Genomic DNA, 13,898 nt, shown 5'->3' with positions numbered 1-13,898 from the left:
TTTTAATAAAAAGCACGTTACATTCATCAAATAACGTGCTTCCTTAACATTAATAAGAACTTTGTATTAATTCATATTTATTATGAATTAATCGTTCCCTTATTTTTCGGGAAATAATAATGCGTCGCGCAATAAATGATCATTTCCACGACGCCGCGTAAAGCCAATGCGGTCAAAATATTCCAGGATTTGAATTGCCAGCTTTCGGCCTACACCTAAGCGATCGCGGAAATCCGCCGCGCAGGTTGAACCACATTCCTGATCGAGATCGCGGATCATATTGGCAAATTCGACAATCCGATCGTTACGGTAATAACGATCTTTGACGATCGCAGTGATTATCCCCTGTTGGGCCGCCTGGCGTAGCGTCAAACGCATTGCCTGCTCGTCGGTTCCCGTCTCTTTTGCCAGGTCACGCACCCACCACGGCTCGTCACCAAACAGCGGCTCTGCTTTTTGCCAGATGGCCTGCTGCTCTTCGCTGAATCCCGCTTTATGATCCGGCAGATGCAGCCAACCGTGATGACTGAGGATGTCGCCGCTTTCGCGCATCTTTTCAATCAGCAACAGCACCAGCGCTTCATCTTCCATTGGCAACGCCATGCGCCGCAGACGCTCGCGCCCAGGACCTGGTTCATCGCGATGCTGCTCATGATAAGTCGCCAGGGTATCGAGAATTTTCCGCTGCCAACGAGCGGCAACCGGTGCATTCAGCAAGCTGTAACCGGCCTGAATATAGCCAGGCTGTTGCAGCAGTTCGCGCATCCCTTCGCCGTTGAGCTGGCGCGCCCAGGCGAAATCAGCAAGGTTAACCGCTCCGCGTTCCAGATGAATAGCTAACGCATCGGCATCGCTCTGCGCCTGTGCAAGAGACGCCAGCCATTGCAGATATTCCGGCTTACGTTTACCGCGACGCGGCGGGTTAAGCATCACCACGCGCGCCCCCGCCAGCGTGTTGCGGGCCGAGATATCGCGTAGCACTAAGCGATCGTTATCTGCCAGCCACAGCGGCGTGTCGAACACCAACTCGGCAAGGTTATCTTCCAGCAGCGAAACGCGTCCCGTAACGTGGCTGGCGGCGTGGTGAATATGCAGCGGCTGCCACTGGGTCAACGGTGTATGAGTTTGAAGCTCGACTATCACCCGCGTAAACGGCTCCGGCGGCACATCGGCAAGCAACCAATCGCCACGGTTAATCTGTTCTTTTTCCGCATCACCCGCGATGTTAAGCGCAATACGCTGCCCGGCATGGGCGGTTTCTGTTGGCTGATTTTGCGCATGCAGCGCACGCACGCGCATCGGTTTATTTACACCAGTCAGCCAGAGTGAATCGCCTACCTTCACTTCCCCACTTAACGCCGTACCGGTGACGACCAGCCCGGCACCTTTTACGGTAAAAGCACGGTCGATCGCGAGGCGGAAACTATGTTGGCTGGCGTGTTCACGTTCTGGTAACTGAAGCAGATGCTCGCGCAGGGCATCAATTCCCCGACCTTCGGTTGCTGCGGTGATAAACAGTTTTGCCTCAGCAAAACCGTATTCCCGCAGTACCTCCTTTACCTGGCGTTCAACCTCATCAACACGCGCTTCGTCCACGCGATCGGCTTTGGTCAGCGCCACGGTCAGCATCGGGTTACCGGTCAGCTGTAAAATCGCCAGATGCTCACGGGTCTGTGCCATCACGCCGTCATCACATGCCACCACCAGCAACGCGTGATCGATTCCCCCGACGCCCGCCAGCATGTTGGAAAGAAACTTTTCATGACCGGGAACGTCGATAAAACCCGGAACACGACCATCTGACTGCGGCCAGTAGGCATAGCCGAGATCGATGGTCATACCGCGCTTTTTTTCTTCCGGCAGACGGTCGGCATTTACGCCAGTAATCGCCTGCAATAAGGTCGTTTTGCCGTGGTCAACGTGTCCGGCAGTCGCAATAATCATTTCAACAACATCTCCAAAAACCGTTGCTCATCTTCAAGGCAGCGTAAATCCAGCCACAATCGTCCGTCATAAATACGACCAATCACCGGCACTGGCAATTCACGCCAGCGGGCGGCTAATGACTCAAGGTGGCTACCGCGTCCATCATGGGGTGTAAACGTTAATGCCGCGCTCGGCAGGCGATCAACCGGCAGCGAACCACTGCCAATCTGCGAAAGACATGGCATAACCTGTACCGCAAACTCCGCGCCGTAATGTGCGGCAAGGGGGGCCTGTAAACGTTGTGCCTGGATTTGAATGACCTCTGCGCTGCGGGTAAGCAGACGCAGGGTCGGTAATTTTTCACTCAGCGCCTCAGGGTGTAAATAAAGACGCAACGTGGCTTCCAGCGCCGCGAGGGTCATTTTATCCGCGCGTAATGCACGCTTCAGTGGATGGCTTTGCAGGCGGGCGATCATCTCTTTTTTACCAACAATAATTCCTGCCTGCGGCCCGCCTAACAGCTTGTCGCCGGAGAAGCTCACCAGACTGACGCCCGCCGCAATCAACTCCTGCGGCATTGGCTCTTTCGGCAAACCGTACTGGCTAAGATCGACCAGCGAGCCGCTGCCTAAGTCAGTCACTACGGGAACATCCAGCTCTTTGCCGAGCGCCACCAGTTCAGCTTCATCTATCGCTTTGGTGAACCCCTGAATGCTGTAGTTACTGGTATGTACCTTCATCAACAGCGCGGTATTTTCATTCACCGCCTGGCGATAATCATTAGCGTGCGTGCGATTGGTGGTCCCCACTTCGTGTAGGGTGCAGCCTGCCTGACGCATAACATCGGGAATACGAAACGCGCCGCCAATCTCCACCAGTTCGCCGCGAGATACCACCACCTCTTTCCCACTGGCAGTGGCCGCCAACATCAACAAGACCGCCGCCGCATTGTTATTAACGATACAGGCATCTTCCGCCCCCGTAATACGGCACAGCAGCTGCGCCAGCGCCCGATCGCGATGTCCGCGTCCGGCGTCATCCAGATCGTATTCGAGGGTTACTGGCGAACGCATAGCCTGCGCAACAGCCTCCACCGCGGCTTCCGCCTGTAAAGCTCGCCCAAGGTTGGTATGCAGCACGGTTCCCGTCAGGTTGATCACCGGACGCAGCGCGCTTTGCGCCTCTTTCGTCAACCGGGCATCAACTTCTTGCGCCCAGTTTTCACACCACGCGGGTAGCGTCTGGCTGTCACGAATCACTTCTCGCGCTTCGTCAAGCATCTGACGCAGCAACTCCACCACGCGGGTGTGACCATAGGTATCACGCAAAGAAAGGAAAGAGCTATCGCGCAATAAGCGATCAATAGCCGGAAGTTGACTATAGAGGGAACGCGTTTCGGTTGTCATAGGAAACCTGGTTGATCAAGGCCCTCTCACACGGAGAAGGGCGTTTAACATAACCACGGATTGTAACGTGAGATGGGTCAGGAGGACATATCGCGCATCAAGCCTTTGGCGGTTCGGTGCGAGCAAAGCTTTCGCGGCTAAACAGGTTTTCGACCAGTTTGACTAAGTGTGGGCGGTCGACACACCAGCCTGGCGCAACGCGGCGGAAATTGAGATATCCAACGGCGCAGGCAATGGCGATAGTCGCCAGGTTGACCATATCGGTTTTGAGCGTGCCATCGACCAGATATCCTTCCAGCACATCCAGGCTGCGGTTGATTTTCTCCCGCTGGCGTAACAATTCATCTTCAGACTGCTGCGCCGCCGGACGAGCCTGTTCACGCACCGATACCAGCCCGGCATCCATAATGCCATCCGCCAGCGCCTCAATTTTGCGCACCCGCAACGACTCCAGCGGATCGCGCGGCAACATCGCCGGAGCGACATTCATTAATTCAATATATTCAGCGATGATCGGCGAATCAAACCAACATTCGCCCTCTTCAGTCACCAGCACCGGCACTTTCCCTAACGGGTTAAATTGCGCCACGCCGTTGTCCGCGTTATAGGGCAGTTCATTAATAAATTCGAAAGTTATGCCCTTTTCTAACAACAGAATAGAAAGTTTGCGTACAAACGGGCTGGTGTAGCTACCGACGAGTTTCATGCCGAGTCCTTTGTGCGAGGAAAAATATCAGTATGGCTCAGGCTCACGCAAAACACAGGTGATATAAGTCTCAATGATCCAAATAAAGATAATGCATCCAACTGGTCATTCTTAGCAGTACCTTCCGCATCACCGAAACATGGCTGAAATGGTCAGAGTAAACCGCCACTTGGGCGTAGATACCGTCAGGTAAGGCATCAATATCAGCGTTAGGGTCCAGTTCGATGGTTCCCAGCACACCGTCCGTGCCGGGTACAACGGTTAATGATTGCAGTACCCCCTGCGCCTGATACGAACCACCAGGCACCACCGGCAAGATGCTGGTCAGTTTGCCGTGGAATACCTGCCCAGGTAGCGCGTTAAACACCACTTCCGCATCATCGCCGGGTTTCAGACGTAACAGCGAGTTTTGCCGAAATTGGGCGACAATTTGCCGTTTTTGCTCAGGGATGAAAACCATCACCGGACGTAGCGGCAAGGCAGCTGCGTATGTGCCTGGGCGGATCAGTACCTGAGTGACGTAGCCATTGCTTGGTGCGCGAATGACAGTCTGCTCAAGGTTATATTTTGCTTCAGTAAGTTGCGCTCTTAAGCTCACAATCTGCGACTGCTCGCCGTTAACCATACTGTCGAGCTGGCTCTGGATTTGCGCCTGTTCCGCCACCGAACCTTTCACCAGCGCATCCTGCGCGAGAAAATTCTGCCGCGCATCGTCGATATCACGTTCTGAGAACGGATTTACCGCCGCCTGGCTGCCTTTCAGGTAACGTTGATAATTTTTAAACAAGCGGTCACGCTCCGCTGAAACCTGGGTGGTATTGGCTTGCGCTTCAGTGAGCTGCGCGCGCAGTGTCTTTATATTATGCGTCGCCGTCATCAGGTCAGCCTGAAGTCTGTCGACTCGCGCCTGATAACGTACCGGGTCGAGCTTAAAAAGCACCTCGCCCTTCTGAATAAGCTGATTATTCTTGTCAGTGACTTCAGTCACGATCCCCGTCACCTGTGGCGTGATGGGAATAGCAATCACCGCTTTCTGTGCGGTAAAAGTGTAAGGGTGGTTGTAGTTCATCAACAAAATCAAACCGCTTACCAGAAAAACGCCTCCCAGCGCCGCCGTCGCCAGCGTCCACTGATTCACCGGAATACGGAAGATTTTAAAGACCGCCCATGCCAGCGCCACGTAAGTTAAAACAATCAATAGATCCATATTTAGATCTCCGGGAACGTGGAATAGTCAGTCTTTTTCTCGGCGGCGAGTTGATGCTCCAGCCGGGAAATTCGGTCAGAAAGTGCGGCGATTTCCGGGTCAGTCGCTTTCTCCTGCGACGCAACATGTGACTGCATACCCCAGCCACGCTCCGGTTGATAGAGCGTCGCCCAGATCCACAGGAACGGCCAGATAACATGCAGAGTAAACAGGCTCACCCAGCCCGCCGTATGAATAGCGTCGGCATGGGGGTGATTGCGCTTTTTGGCAATCAGATAAGGGATGTCATGTATCGCGATGATTCCATAAAAAATCACCAGAAAGACGAAGATCAGCACTCCCAACGCGAAATAGTTTAGAAACATATCTGCCTCGGATTCACGTTTATCGGTGTTGTTTTTTGGCTGGCAGCCAGAAGGGAGTCAGGCTGATATTTTGACAATAATTCGGGTTCGCGATTCTCGCCATAACACCAAAGAATAATTTTTAGAGGTGATGAGTTGCTTAGTTACATAACGATTTTATGACGAAGGCATAACATGCTGCAGATCACATCAGGTGAACGCCGTAAGAAAATATCTTGTGATTCAGATCACAAAGATTCAACAAACTAACAAAACAAAAATGTGACATTACTCACATTTAAATGCCATTTTTAGCGAAAATCGCCGTCTTGTTGCTTTTTTACACAAGTATTTTGTGATGCACATCACGTCAATTACCTCTCTACCCCCTATATTTATGTGATTCATATCACACAAAAAGCCGTCGACTGGACAGTTAACCGATTCAGTGCCAGATTTCGCACTATCAACAAGGTCCGGCTACCTCTGCCGCCACATTAACAAAAAACCTCGGGCTTCCAGCCTGCGCGACAGCAAACATAAGAAGGGGTGTTTTTATGTCATCCGATATTAAGATCAAAGTGCAAAGCTTTGGTCGTTTCCTCAGCAACATGGTGATGCCAAATATCGGCGCGTTTATCGCGTGGGGTATCATCACCGCGTTATTTATTCCAACAGGGTGGTTACCGAACGAAACGCTGGCGAAGCTGGTCGGGCCGATGATCACTTATCTCCTGCCACTGCTGATCGGTTATACCGGTGGTAAGCTGGTAGGCGGCGAACGTGGCGGCGTAGTCGGTGCCATCACTACAATGGGCGTTATCGTCGGCGCAGATATGCCGATGTTCCTCGGTTCTATGATTGCAGGTCCGCTGGGCGGCTGGTGCATTAAGCACTTCGACCGCTGGGTAGACGGTAAGATCAAATCCGGTTTTGAGATGCTGGTGAATAACTTCTCCGCAGGCATCATCGGGATGATCCTCGCTATTCTGGCGTTCCTCGGCATTGGCCCGATTGTTGAAGCCCTGTCCAAAATGCTGGCTGCGGGCGTTAACTTCATGGTTGTCCATGACATGCTGCCGCTGGCGTCTATCTTTGTTGAACCGGCGAAAATCCTGTTCCTCAACAACGCCATTAACCACGGTATCTTCTCGCCGCTGGGTATTCAGCAGTCCCATGAACTGGGTAAATCCATCTTCTTCCTGATTGAAGCTAACCCAGGTCCGGGTATGGGCGTGCTGCTGGCGTACATGTTCTTTGGTCGTGGTAGCGCTAAACAGTCTGCGGGCGGTGCGGCAATCATCCACTTCCTGGGCGGTATCCACGAAATCTACTTCCCGTATGTGCTGATGAATCCGCGTCTGATTCTGGCCGTTATCCTCGGCGGTATGACTGGCGTGTTCACGCTGACTATCCTGGGCGGTGGTCTGGTTTCTCCGGCATCTCCGGGTTCTATCCTTGCTGTACTGGCAATGACACCAAAAGGTGCTTACTTCGCTAACATCGCGGGTGTGTGTGCGGCTATGGCAGTCTCCTTCGTTGTCTCTGCCATTCTGCTGAAAACCAGCAAAGTGAAAGATGAAGATGATATTGAAGCAGCAACGCGTCGTATGCAGGACATGAAAGCTGAGTCTAAAGGTGCGTCTCCGCTGTCTGCGGGCGATGTGACTAACGACCTGAGCCACGTCCGTAAAATCATCGTTGCCTGTGATGCCGGTATGGGTTCCAGTGCGATGGGCGCAGGTGTGCTGCGTAAGAAAATTCAGGATGCAGGTCTGTCGCAGATTTCTGTTACTAACAGCGCGATCAACAACCTGCCGCCAGATGTGGACCTCGTCATCACTCACCGTGACCTGACCGAACGCGCTATGCGTCAGGTTCCGCAGGCACAGCATATTTCGCTGACCAACTTCCTCGACAGTGGCCTGTACACCAGCCTGACCGAACGTCTGGTTGCTGCCCAGCGCCACACTGCAAACGAAGAGAAAGTAAAAGACAGCCTGAAAGACAGCTTTGACGATTCCAGTGCTAATCTGTTCAAGCTAGGCGCGGAGAACATCTTCCTCGGTCGCAAAGCGGCCACCAAAGAAGAAGCGATTCGTTTTGCTGGCGAGCAGCTGGTGAAAGGCGGTTACGTTGAGCCGGAATACGTTCAGGCGATGCTGGATCGTGAAAAACTGACCCCGACTTATCTGGGTGAGTCTATCGCGGTACCGCACGGTACGGTTGAAGCGAAAGATCGCGTACTGAAAACGGGCGTGGTGTTCTGCCAGTACCCGGAAGGCGTGCGCTTCGGTGAAGAAGAAGATGACATTGCCCGTCTGGTGATTGGTATTGCTGCCCGTAACAACGAGCACATTCAGGTTATCACCAGCCTGACCAACGCACTGGATGATGAGTCCGTCATCGAGCGTCTGGCGCACACCACCAGCGTAGATGAAGTACTGGAACTGCTGGCAGGTCGTAAGTAATCCAACCCCACTCTCTCCACATGGAGACGGTGGGGCTAATTGCCTGATGCGCTACGCTTATCAGGCCTACAAAACAAAGCACAATTTGTTGAATTTGCACGTTCTTGTAGGCCGGATAAGGCGTTTGCGCCGCATCCGGCGCGGCTCCTCTCCACATGGAGAGGGTTTGGGTGAGGGAAAAGCCTCACCCCAGCCCTCTCGGGTAAAAACATTGATGAAGGTTAATACTATGAAAGCATTACATTTTGGCGCAGGTAATATCGGTCGTGGCTTTATCGGTAAACTGCTGGCAGACGCAGGTATCCAACTGACGTTTGCCGATGTCAATCAGGTGGTACTTGATGCCCTGAATGCCCGTCATAGCTATCAGGTTCATGTAGTCGGTGAAACCGAGCAGGTAGATACCGTTTCCGGTGTTAATGCCGTCAGCAGCATTGGTGATGATGTCGTTGATCTGATTGCTCAGGTTGATTTAGTCACCACCGCCGTGGGCCCGGTTGTGCTGGAACGTATTGCTCCGGCAATCGCCAAAGGGCTGGTGAAACGTAAAGAACAAGGTAATGAATCCCCACTGAACATTATCGCCTGTGAAAACATGGTACGCGGCACCACGCAACTGAAAGGCCATGTGATGAACGCTCTTCCTGAAGAGGCCAAAGCGTGGGTCGAAGAACATGTTGGCTTTGTGGACTCTGCCGTTGACCGCATCGTACCGCCTTCCGCTTCGGCAACGAACGATCCGCTGGAAGTGACAGTCGAAACCTTCAGCGAATGGATTGTCGATAAAACTCAGTTCAAAGGTGCACTGCCGAACATCCCAGGCATGGAGTTAACCGACAACCTGATGGCATTTGTTGAGCGTAAACTCTTCACCCTGAATACAGGTCATGCTATAACCGCGTACCTCGGAAAACTGGCAGGTCATCAGACCATTCGTGACGCAATTCTCGACGCGAAAATCCGCGCGGTAGTAAAAGGGGCGATGGAAGAAAGTGGCGCAGTACTGATCAAGCGCTACGGCTTTGATGCTGACAAACATGCGGCATACATCCAGAAAATCCTTGGTCGTTTTGAAAACCCGTATCTGAAAGACGATGTAGAGCGCGTAGGCCGTCAGCCGCTGCGTAAACTGAGTGCTGGCGACCGTCTGATCAAGCCACTGCTCGGAACGCTGGAATATGGTCTGCCACATAAAAACCTGATTGAAGGTATTGCCGCTGCAATGCACTTCCGCAGTGAAGATGATCCGCAGGCTCAGGAACTGGCAGCACTGATTGCTGACAAAGGCCCGCAAGCCGCACTGGCGCAGATTTCTGGCCTTGATGCTAACAGCGAGGTTGTATCCGAGGCGGTAACCGCTTATAAAGCAATGCAATAATGGTGGACCAGGCGCAGGAATCCCTGCGCCCGAATAACAGATTGTCAGATATGCAGGCAACAATGGAACAAACCCAGGCCTTTGAAAACCGTGTGCTTGAGCGTCTGAATGCTGGCAAAACCGTGCGAAGCTTTCTGATTACCGCCGTCGAGCTTTTGACCGAGGCGGTAAATCTTCTGGTGCTTCAGGTATTCCGCAAAGACGATTACGCGGTGAAGTATGCTGTAGAACCGTTACTCGACGGCGATGGCCCGCTGGGCGATCTTTCTGTGCGTTTAAAACTCATTTACGGGTTGGGTGTCATTAACCGCCATGAATACGAAGATGCGGAACTGCTGATGGCATTGCGTGAAGAACTAAATCACGACGGCAATGAGTACGCCTTTACCGACGACGAAATTCTTGGCCCCTTTGGTGAGCTGCACTGTGTGGCGGCGTTACCACCGCCGCCACAGTTTGAACCCGCAGACTCCAGTTTGTATGCAATGCAAATTCAGCGTTACCAACAGGCTGTGCGATCAACAATGGTCCTTTCACTGACAGAGCTGATTTCCAAAATCAGCTTAAAAAAAGCCTTTCAAAAGTAAGTACTTTCGCTTACTTCTCCTCTACCTGTTTCGGCCGATAAAGCCGACGATAATACTCCAGACGTTGTAGATATAACGGCACGCTTTCATCAGGTATTCCGGACGGAATCGCATTGCGGGGAGGAAGTTTTTTCAGATACTCCCGGAACGCCTGGCTCGATGCCATGAAATCTACAGCTTTATCGATAAGAAGCGGAACGTTTTCACCTAATTTGCCCATGATGATATCTCCGTATTACCCCGCGTCGGGAATGCGCGGCCGCCAATTTTAGTTTAGATCCCGGTATAAATGACATTAAGGAAAACGTGCTCAATCCTCAATAATGATCCTCTTCTGTTGTCTATCTTTTTTCTTTAAATTTCCTAACTAATCAATAGATTGGGTGATTTTCAAACACATTAATGGTTACAATCTGGAACTATTACAATGCCATCTGTTGTGAACAAAGCACCTGGTCGCGCATACTAGAGGCTATAAATTTATCTCTATCAGAAGTCATCACATGAAAGAAGTCGAAAAAAACGAAATCAAACGTCTCAGCGATCGCCTGGACGCTATCCGCCATCAGCAGGCTGACCTGTCACTGGTTGAAGCCGCAGATAAATATGCCGAACTGGAAAAAGAAAAAGCCACGCTGGAAGCCGAAATTGCTCGCCTGCGTGAAGTTCACAGCCAGAAACTCAGTAAAGAAGCGCAAAAACTGATGAAAATGCCCTTCCAGCGCGCGATTACTAAAAAAGAGCAGGCTGATATGGGCAAGCTGAAGAAAAGTGTTCGCGGACTGGTAGTTGTGCATCCGATGACCGCGCTGGGCCGCGAAATGGGCCTGCAAGAGATGACCGGATTCTCTAAGACCGCATTTTAAGCTTCTATCTCGCCTAGCCTCTCACGATTTACTCGCTCCTGCTGGCACATGCAGGAGCCTGATACCAGATATCGGATATCTTTAACATTCTTATCACTATTGCTTCCATCTCACCGGCTCTTTGAAGCGCATATTACAGGCTAAATTCTGAAATTATGGTATGGAATAAAAAAGTGATATATAAGCGATAACAATGAATTAATACATATTAATGCCTGTAACAGGCATTAATTATTTATATTAATCGCTCAGCATCACACACTTCCCAAGAAAACATCACCATGCTGAATATTAACATTTCTCCTGGTCGGTGTTTTCATCCGGTGAAACATTTGACATTGATTGACACCGATCATTAAAATCCGCGCGATTAATATTATTGGCTACAATCTGAAATTGTCTGACATTTAATGTCATATTCGCACTACCAATTAATACAACAATTAATAGAAAAAGTCTCTTATAAATTTATATAACGTATATTTTCCACTCGAATCATTCATAAAAAGGATGATTACGCCGTAACAGTTAACGTATCGGGATCATGAAAAGGAATTCACCCTATGAGCATCAAAAAAGCACTATTAAGCATGTTTATAACATTGCCACTCTGGGTATTGACTGGGTGTGACTATATTGAGAAAGCGAATCTGATCGACGATCTCGCCAAACAGCAAGAATTGCAAAAAAGTAAAATAGAGATTCTTGAAAAACAACAAGAACAATATAAAAGAAAGATAGAATTTATTGAAAATCAACAAATTAATATTGCAAACACCACTAAAGTGCTGGCAGGTGTAGTAAAGGCGGTTAAAGACAAACAGGACGAATTTGTCTTCACCGAATTTAACCCAGCACAAACAAAATACTTCATTTTAAACAATGGCTCGGTTGGTTTGGCTGGCCGGGTGCTGGCTATTGATGCGGTTGAAAATGGCAGCGTTATTCGTATTTCGCTGGTCAACCTATTAAGCGTTCCCGTATCAAATATTGGCTTTCAAGCTACATGGGGCAATGAAAGACCCACCGATGCCAAAGCGCTGGCAAAATGGCAGCAATTACTGTTCAACACCACCATGAACTCCACCCTGCAATTAATGCCTGGTCAATGGCAAGACATTAATCTGACATTGAAAGGCGTTTCACCTAATAACCTGAAGTATCTGAAATTATCCATCAATATGGCCAATATTCAGTTCGATACTGTTCAACCTGCTGAAAATCGGCAGCGAAAAAACAAAAAATAAATGCAGCTTCTGCGCTTATATCAAGGAATAGAGAGCATCAATAATGAACAAAATATTTAAAGTTATCTGGAATCCGGCGACGGGCAGCTATAGCGTTGCCAGTGAAACGGCCAAGAGCCGCGGAAAGAAGTCCGGACGCAGTAAGCTGTTAATTTCTGCGCTGGTTGCGGGAGGGTTACTCTCACCAGTTGGGGCCAATGCTTCGGTTTCACTTGACGGTGGCAAAAGCGCAGAGGCAACGCCACTCAGTAATGACTGGATTGCCATTGGTAAAGGTGCTGTCGCATCATCAGAGCCAAAGGGTTCAGGAACAGCGAATACAGGAAGTGTTGCGGTAGGGATAGGTTCGACCGCCGGGGTGGGCAGTACTGCAATTGGCTTCTCAAGTAACTCATCAGGAGAAAGATCGGTTGGCTTAGGGCAATCAACGGTATCAACGGGTAGCCGAGCTATCGCAATCGGCAGTGCAGCTAAAGCCACCAGCGATTTTACCGTTGCCCTGGGGAACTCTGCTCAAGCTAGCGGTGAAGGCGCCATGGCGTTGGGCAAGGATACGGTAGCAAGTGCTGCGAATGCCCTTGCATTCGGGAGACTATCCGTCGCCAGCGCCGCTAACGCGGTTGCGATTGGCGCTGAGACCGAAGCCGCTGAAAATGCGACGGCAGTGGGTACTAAAGCGGAGGCAAATGGGCTTAACAGTATCGCGTTGGGCTACGGGAGTATTGCTAATATCGATAACACGATTGCTCTGGGTAATCAAAGCCAGGCAATCGCTGCGGGCGCCATTGCCATCGGTCAAGGTAATAAAGCTGACGGCGTAAATGCAATCGCACTGGGAAATGGGAGTATTACCGGTGGGGCAAATGCCATTGCTCTTGGACAAGGCAGTTATGCCGGTTTAGAAAATGGCATTGCAATTGGTGCTCAGGCCACTGCTCAAGGTAAAAATTCAATTGCTCTGGGGGCTGGTTCTGTCGCGACTGAAGCGGATACTGTCTCCGTGGGTAACACAACAGCCCAGCGAAAAATTGTCAATATGGCAAAAGGTGATATCGACAATAACAGTACTGATGCCATCAATGGATCACAGCTTTATGCTATCAGTAAGTCAGTAGCAGATAATCTTGGTGGAGGAGCGACCGTCAATTCACAGGGCGTAGTGACTTCCCCAAATTACAGACTGAAAAATGGTATTTATGGCAATGTTGGCGACGCCTTAGCGGATCTAAACACGAATACGATACAATGGGACTCCCTTAAAAAGGGATATAGTGCGGCACATGGTACAGATGCCACTAGCAAAATCACTAACGTCACCGCTGGCGACCTTTCAGCCACCAGCACCGACGCCGTTAACGGTTCTCAGCTGAAAGCGACCAAGGACGATGTGGCGGCAAACACCACCAATATCACTAACCTGACGAGCGAAGTGGCTGGCAACACCACTAATATCACTAACCTGACTGATACGGTGACTGACCTTAGTGAAGACGCCCTGAAATGGGACGATGCCGCAGGCGCATTCACCGCTGCACACGGCACTAACGCCACCAACAAAATCACCAATGTCACCGCTGGCGAACTCTCTGACACCAGCACCGACGCCGTTAACGGTTCTCAGCTGAAAACCACTAACGATAACGTGGCGACTAACACCACCAATATCACTAACCTGACTGATACGGTGACTAACCTCGGTGAAGACGCCCTGAAATGGGACGACGCCGCAGGCGCATTCACCGCTGCACACGGCACTCACG

The 13,898-nt window shown here is 50.7% G+C and carries 12 protein-coding genes; 6 read left to right on the top strand and 6 right to left on the bottom strand.

The genetic code is table 11. The annotated features are described in order from the left end of the window. Positions 1 to 99: 99 nt before the first annotated feature. From selB to AACU19_RS22080, 5 genes are all read right to left on the bottom strand, one after another. The gene (gene selB / locus AACU19_RS22100; protein ID WP_105278543.1) at positions 100 to 1,944 is read right to left on the bottom strand and encodes a selenocysteine-specific translation elongation factor; all 1,845 of its coding nucleotides are present in this window, start codon (positions 1,942 to 1,944) and stop codon (positions 100 to 102) included. Next, positions 1,941 to 3,332, bottom strand: a complete 1,392-nt coding sequence (gene selA / locus AACU19_RS22095) for an L-seryl-tRNA(Sec) selenium transferase (RefSeq protein ID WP_000206247.1) — start codon at positions 3,330 to 3,332, stop codon at positions 1,941 to 1,943. Before selA ends, selB begins: the two co-directional genes overlap by 4 nt. Before the next feature lie 97 nt (positions 3,333 to 3,429). Further along, positions 3,430 to 4,038: a glutathione S-transferase gene (locus AACU19_RS22090; protein ID WP_000779790.1), complete on the bottom strand. Its 609-nt coding sequence runs from the start codon at positions 4,036 to 4,038 to the stop codon at positions 3,430 to 3,432. Positions 4,039 to 4,108: 70 nt separating this feature from the next. Further along, positions 4,109 to 5,245, bottom strand: coding sequence for an HlyD family secretion protein (locus AACU19_RS22085; protein WP_000364934.1), 1,137 nt, complete (start codon positions 5,243 to 5,245; stop codon positions 4,109 to 4,111). 2 nt (positions 5,246 to 5,247) lie between these two features. Next, positions 5,248 to 5,610 carry a DUF3302 domain-containing protein gene (locus AACU19_RS22080; protein WP_000479624.1) on the bottom strand — a complete coding sequence of 121 codons (363 nt, stop codon included), beginning with the start codon at positions 5,608 to 5,610 and terminating at the stop codon, positions 5,248 to 5,250. 536 nt (positions 5,611 to 6,146) lie between these two features. Here AACU19_RS22080 and mtlA point away from each other — a divergent pair. From mtlA to mtlR, 3 genes are all read left to right on the top strand, one after another. Then, positions 6,147 to 8,060 carry a PTS mannitol transporter subunit IICBA gene (gene mtlA / locus AACU19_RS22075; RefSeq protein WP_039020884.1) on the top strand — a complete coding sequence of 638 codons (1,914 nt, stop codon included), beginning with the start codon at positions 6,147 to 6,149 and terminating at the stop codon, positions 8,058 to 8,060. 229 nt (positions 8,061 to 8,289) lie between these two features. Next, positions 8,290 to 9,438 (top strand): mannitol-1-phosphate 5-dehydrogenase, encoded by a 1,149-nt coding sequence (gene mtlD, locus AACU19_RS22070; protein WP_105278542.1) that lies wholly within the window; start codon positions 8,290 to 8,292, stop codon positions 9,436 to 9,438. Further along, entirely contained in the window at positions 9,438 to 10,025 is a 588-nt protein-coding gene (gene mtlR, locus AACU19_RS22065; RefSeq protein WP_105278541.1) for a mannitol operon repressor MtlR, read from the top strand. The genes mtlD and mtlR overlap by 1 nt, the downstream gene beginning before the upstream one ends. Before the next feature lie 10 nt (positions 10,026 to 10,035). Here the strand turns inward: mtlR and yibT are convergent, their stop codons facing one another. Further along, a complete protein-coding gene (yibT, locus tag AACU19_RS22060; protein ID WP_000517099.1) occupies positions 10,036 to 10,245 on the bottom strand; it encodes a protein YibT in 210 nt (69 codons plus the stop codon). 283 nt (positions 10,246 to 10,528) lie between these two features. On the opposite strand from yibT, the gene AACU19_RS22055 reads away from it, so the two are divergent. The 3 genes from AACU19_RS22055 to AACU19_RS22045 form a co-directional block, all read left to right on the top strand. After that, the gene (locus tag AACU19_RS22055) at positions 10,529 to 10,891 is read left to right on the top strand and encodes a YibL family ribosome-associated protein (protein ID WP_000665680.1); all 363 of its coding nucleotides are present in this window, start codon (positions 10,529 to 10,531) and stop codon (positions 10,889 to 10,891) included. Between the two features lie 563 nt (positions 10,892 to 11,454). Next, positions 11,455 to 12,138 (top strand): DUF3251 domain-containing protein, encoded by a 684-nt coding sequence (locus AACU19_RS22050; protein ID WP_105278540.1) that lies wholly within the window; start codon positions 11,455 to 11,457, stop codon positions 12,136 to 12,138. A 43-nt stretch (positions 12,139 to 12,181) separates the two neighbouring features. After that, positions 12,182 to 13,898, top strand: a 1,717-nt coding sequence (locus tag AACU19_RS22045; RefSeq protein ID WP_274540811.1) for an ESPR-type extended signal peptide-containing protein, incomplete at its 3' end; no start/stop codon positions are given.

It is taken from the genome of Escherichia sp. MOD1-EC4550, assembly GCF_963876935.1.
In the GTDB taxonomy this organism is placed as follows: Bacteria; Pseudomonadota; Gammaproteobacteria; order Enterobacterales; family Enterobacteriaceae; genus Escherichia; species Escherichia coli_F.
The sequence above is the reverse complement of the archived record's forward strand: the minus strand, read 5'-3'. Positions and strand labels throughout refer to the sequence as shown.

Coding starts and splice junctions, on each gene's coding strand:
- mtlA (WP_039020884.1), top strand. CDS start 6,147: ATGTCATCCGATATTAAGATCAAAGTGCAAAGCTTTGGTCGTTTCCTC.
- AACU19_RS22085 (WP_000364934.1), bottom strand. CDS start 5,245: ATGGATCTATTGATTGTTTTAACTTACGTGGCGCTGGCATGGGCGGTC.
- AACU19_RS22055 (WP_000665680.1), top strand. CDS start 10,529: ATGAAAGAAGTCGAAAAAAACGAAATCAAACGTCTCAGCGATCGCCTG.
- selA (WP_000206247.1), bottom strand. CDS start 3,332: ATGACAACCGAAACGCGTTCCCTCTATAGTCAACTTCCGGCTATTGAT.
- selB (WP_105278543.1), bottom strand. CDS start 1,944: ATGATTATTGCGACTGCCGGACACGTTGACCACGGCAAAACGACCTTA.
- AACU19_RS22050 (WP_105278540.1), top strand. CDS start 11,455: ATGAGCATCAAAAAAGCACTATTAAGCATGTTTATAACATTGCCACTC.
- yibT (WP_000517099.1), bottom strand. CDS start 10,245: ATGGGCAAATTAGGTGAAAACGTTCCGCTTCTTATCGATAAAGCTGTA.
- AACU19_RS22080 (WP_000479624.1), bottom strand. CDS start 5,610: ATGTTTCTAAACTATTTCGCGTTGGGAGTGCTGATCTTCGTCTTTCTG.
- AACU19_RS22090 (WP_000779790.1), bottom strand. CDS start 4,038: ATGAAACTCGTCGGTAGCTACACCAGCCCGTTTGTACGCAAACTTTCT.
- mtlR (WP_105278541.1), top strand. CDS start 9,438: ATGGTGGACCAGGCGCAGGAATCCCTGCGCCCGAATAACAGATTGTCA.
- mtlD (WP_105278542.1), top strand. CDS start 8,290: ATGAAAGCATTACATTTTGGCGCAGGTAATATCGGTCGTGGCTTTATC.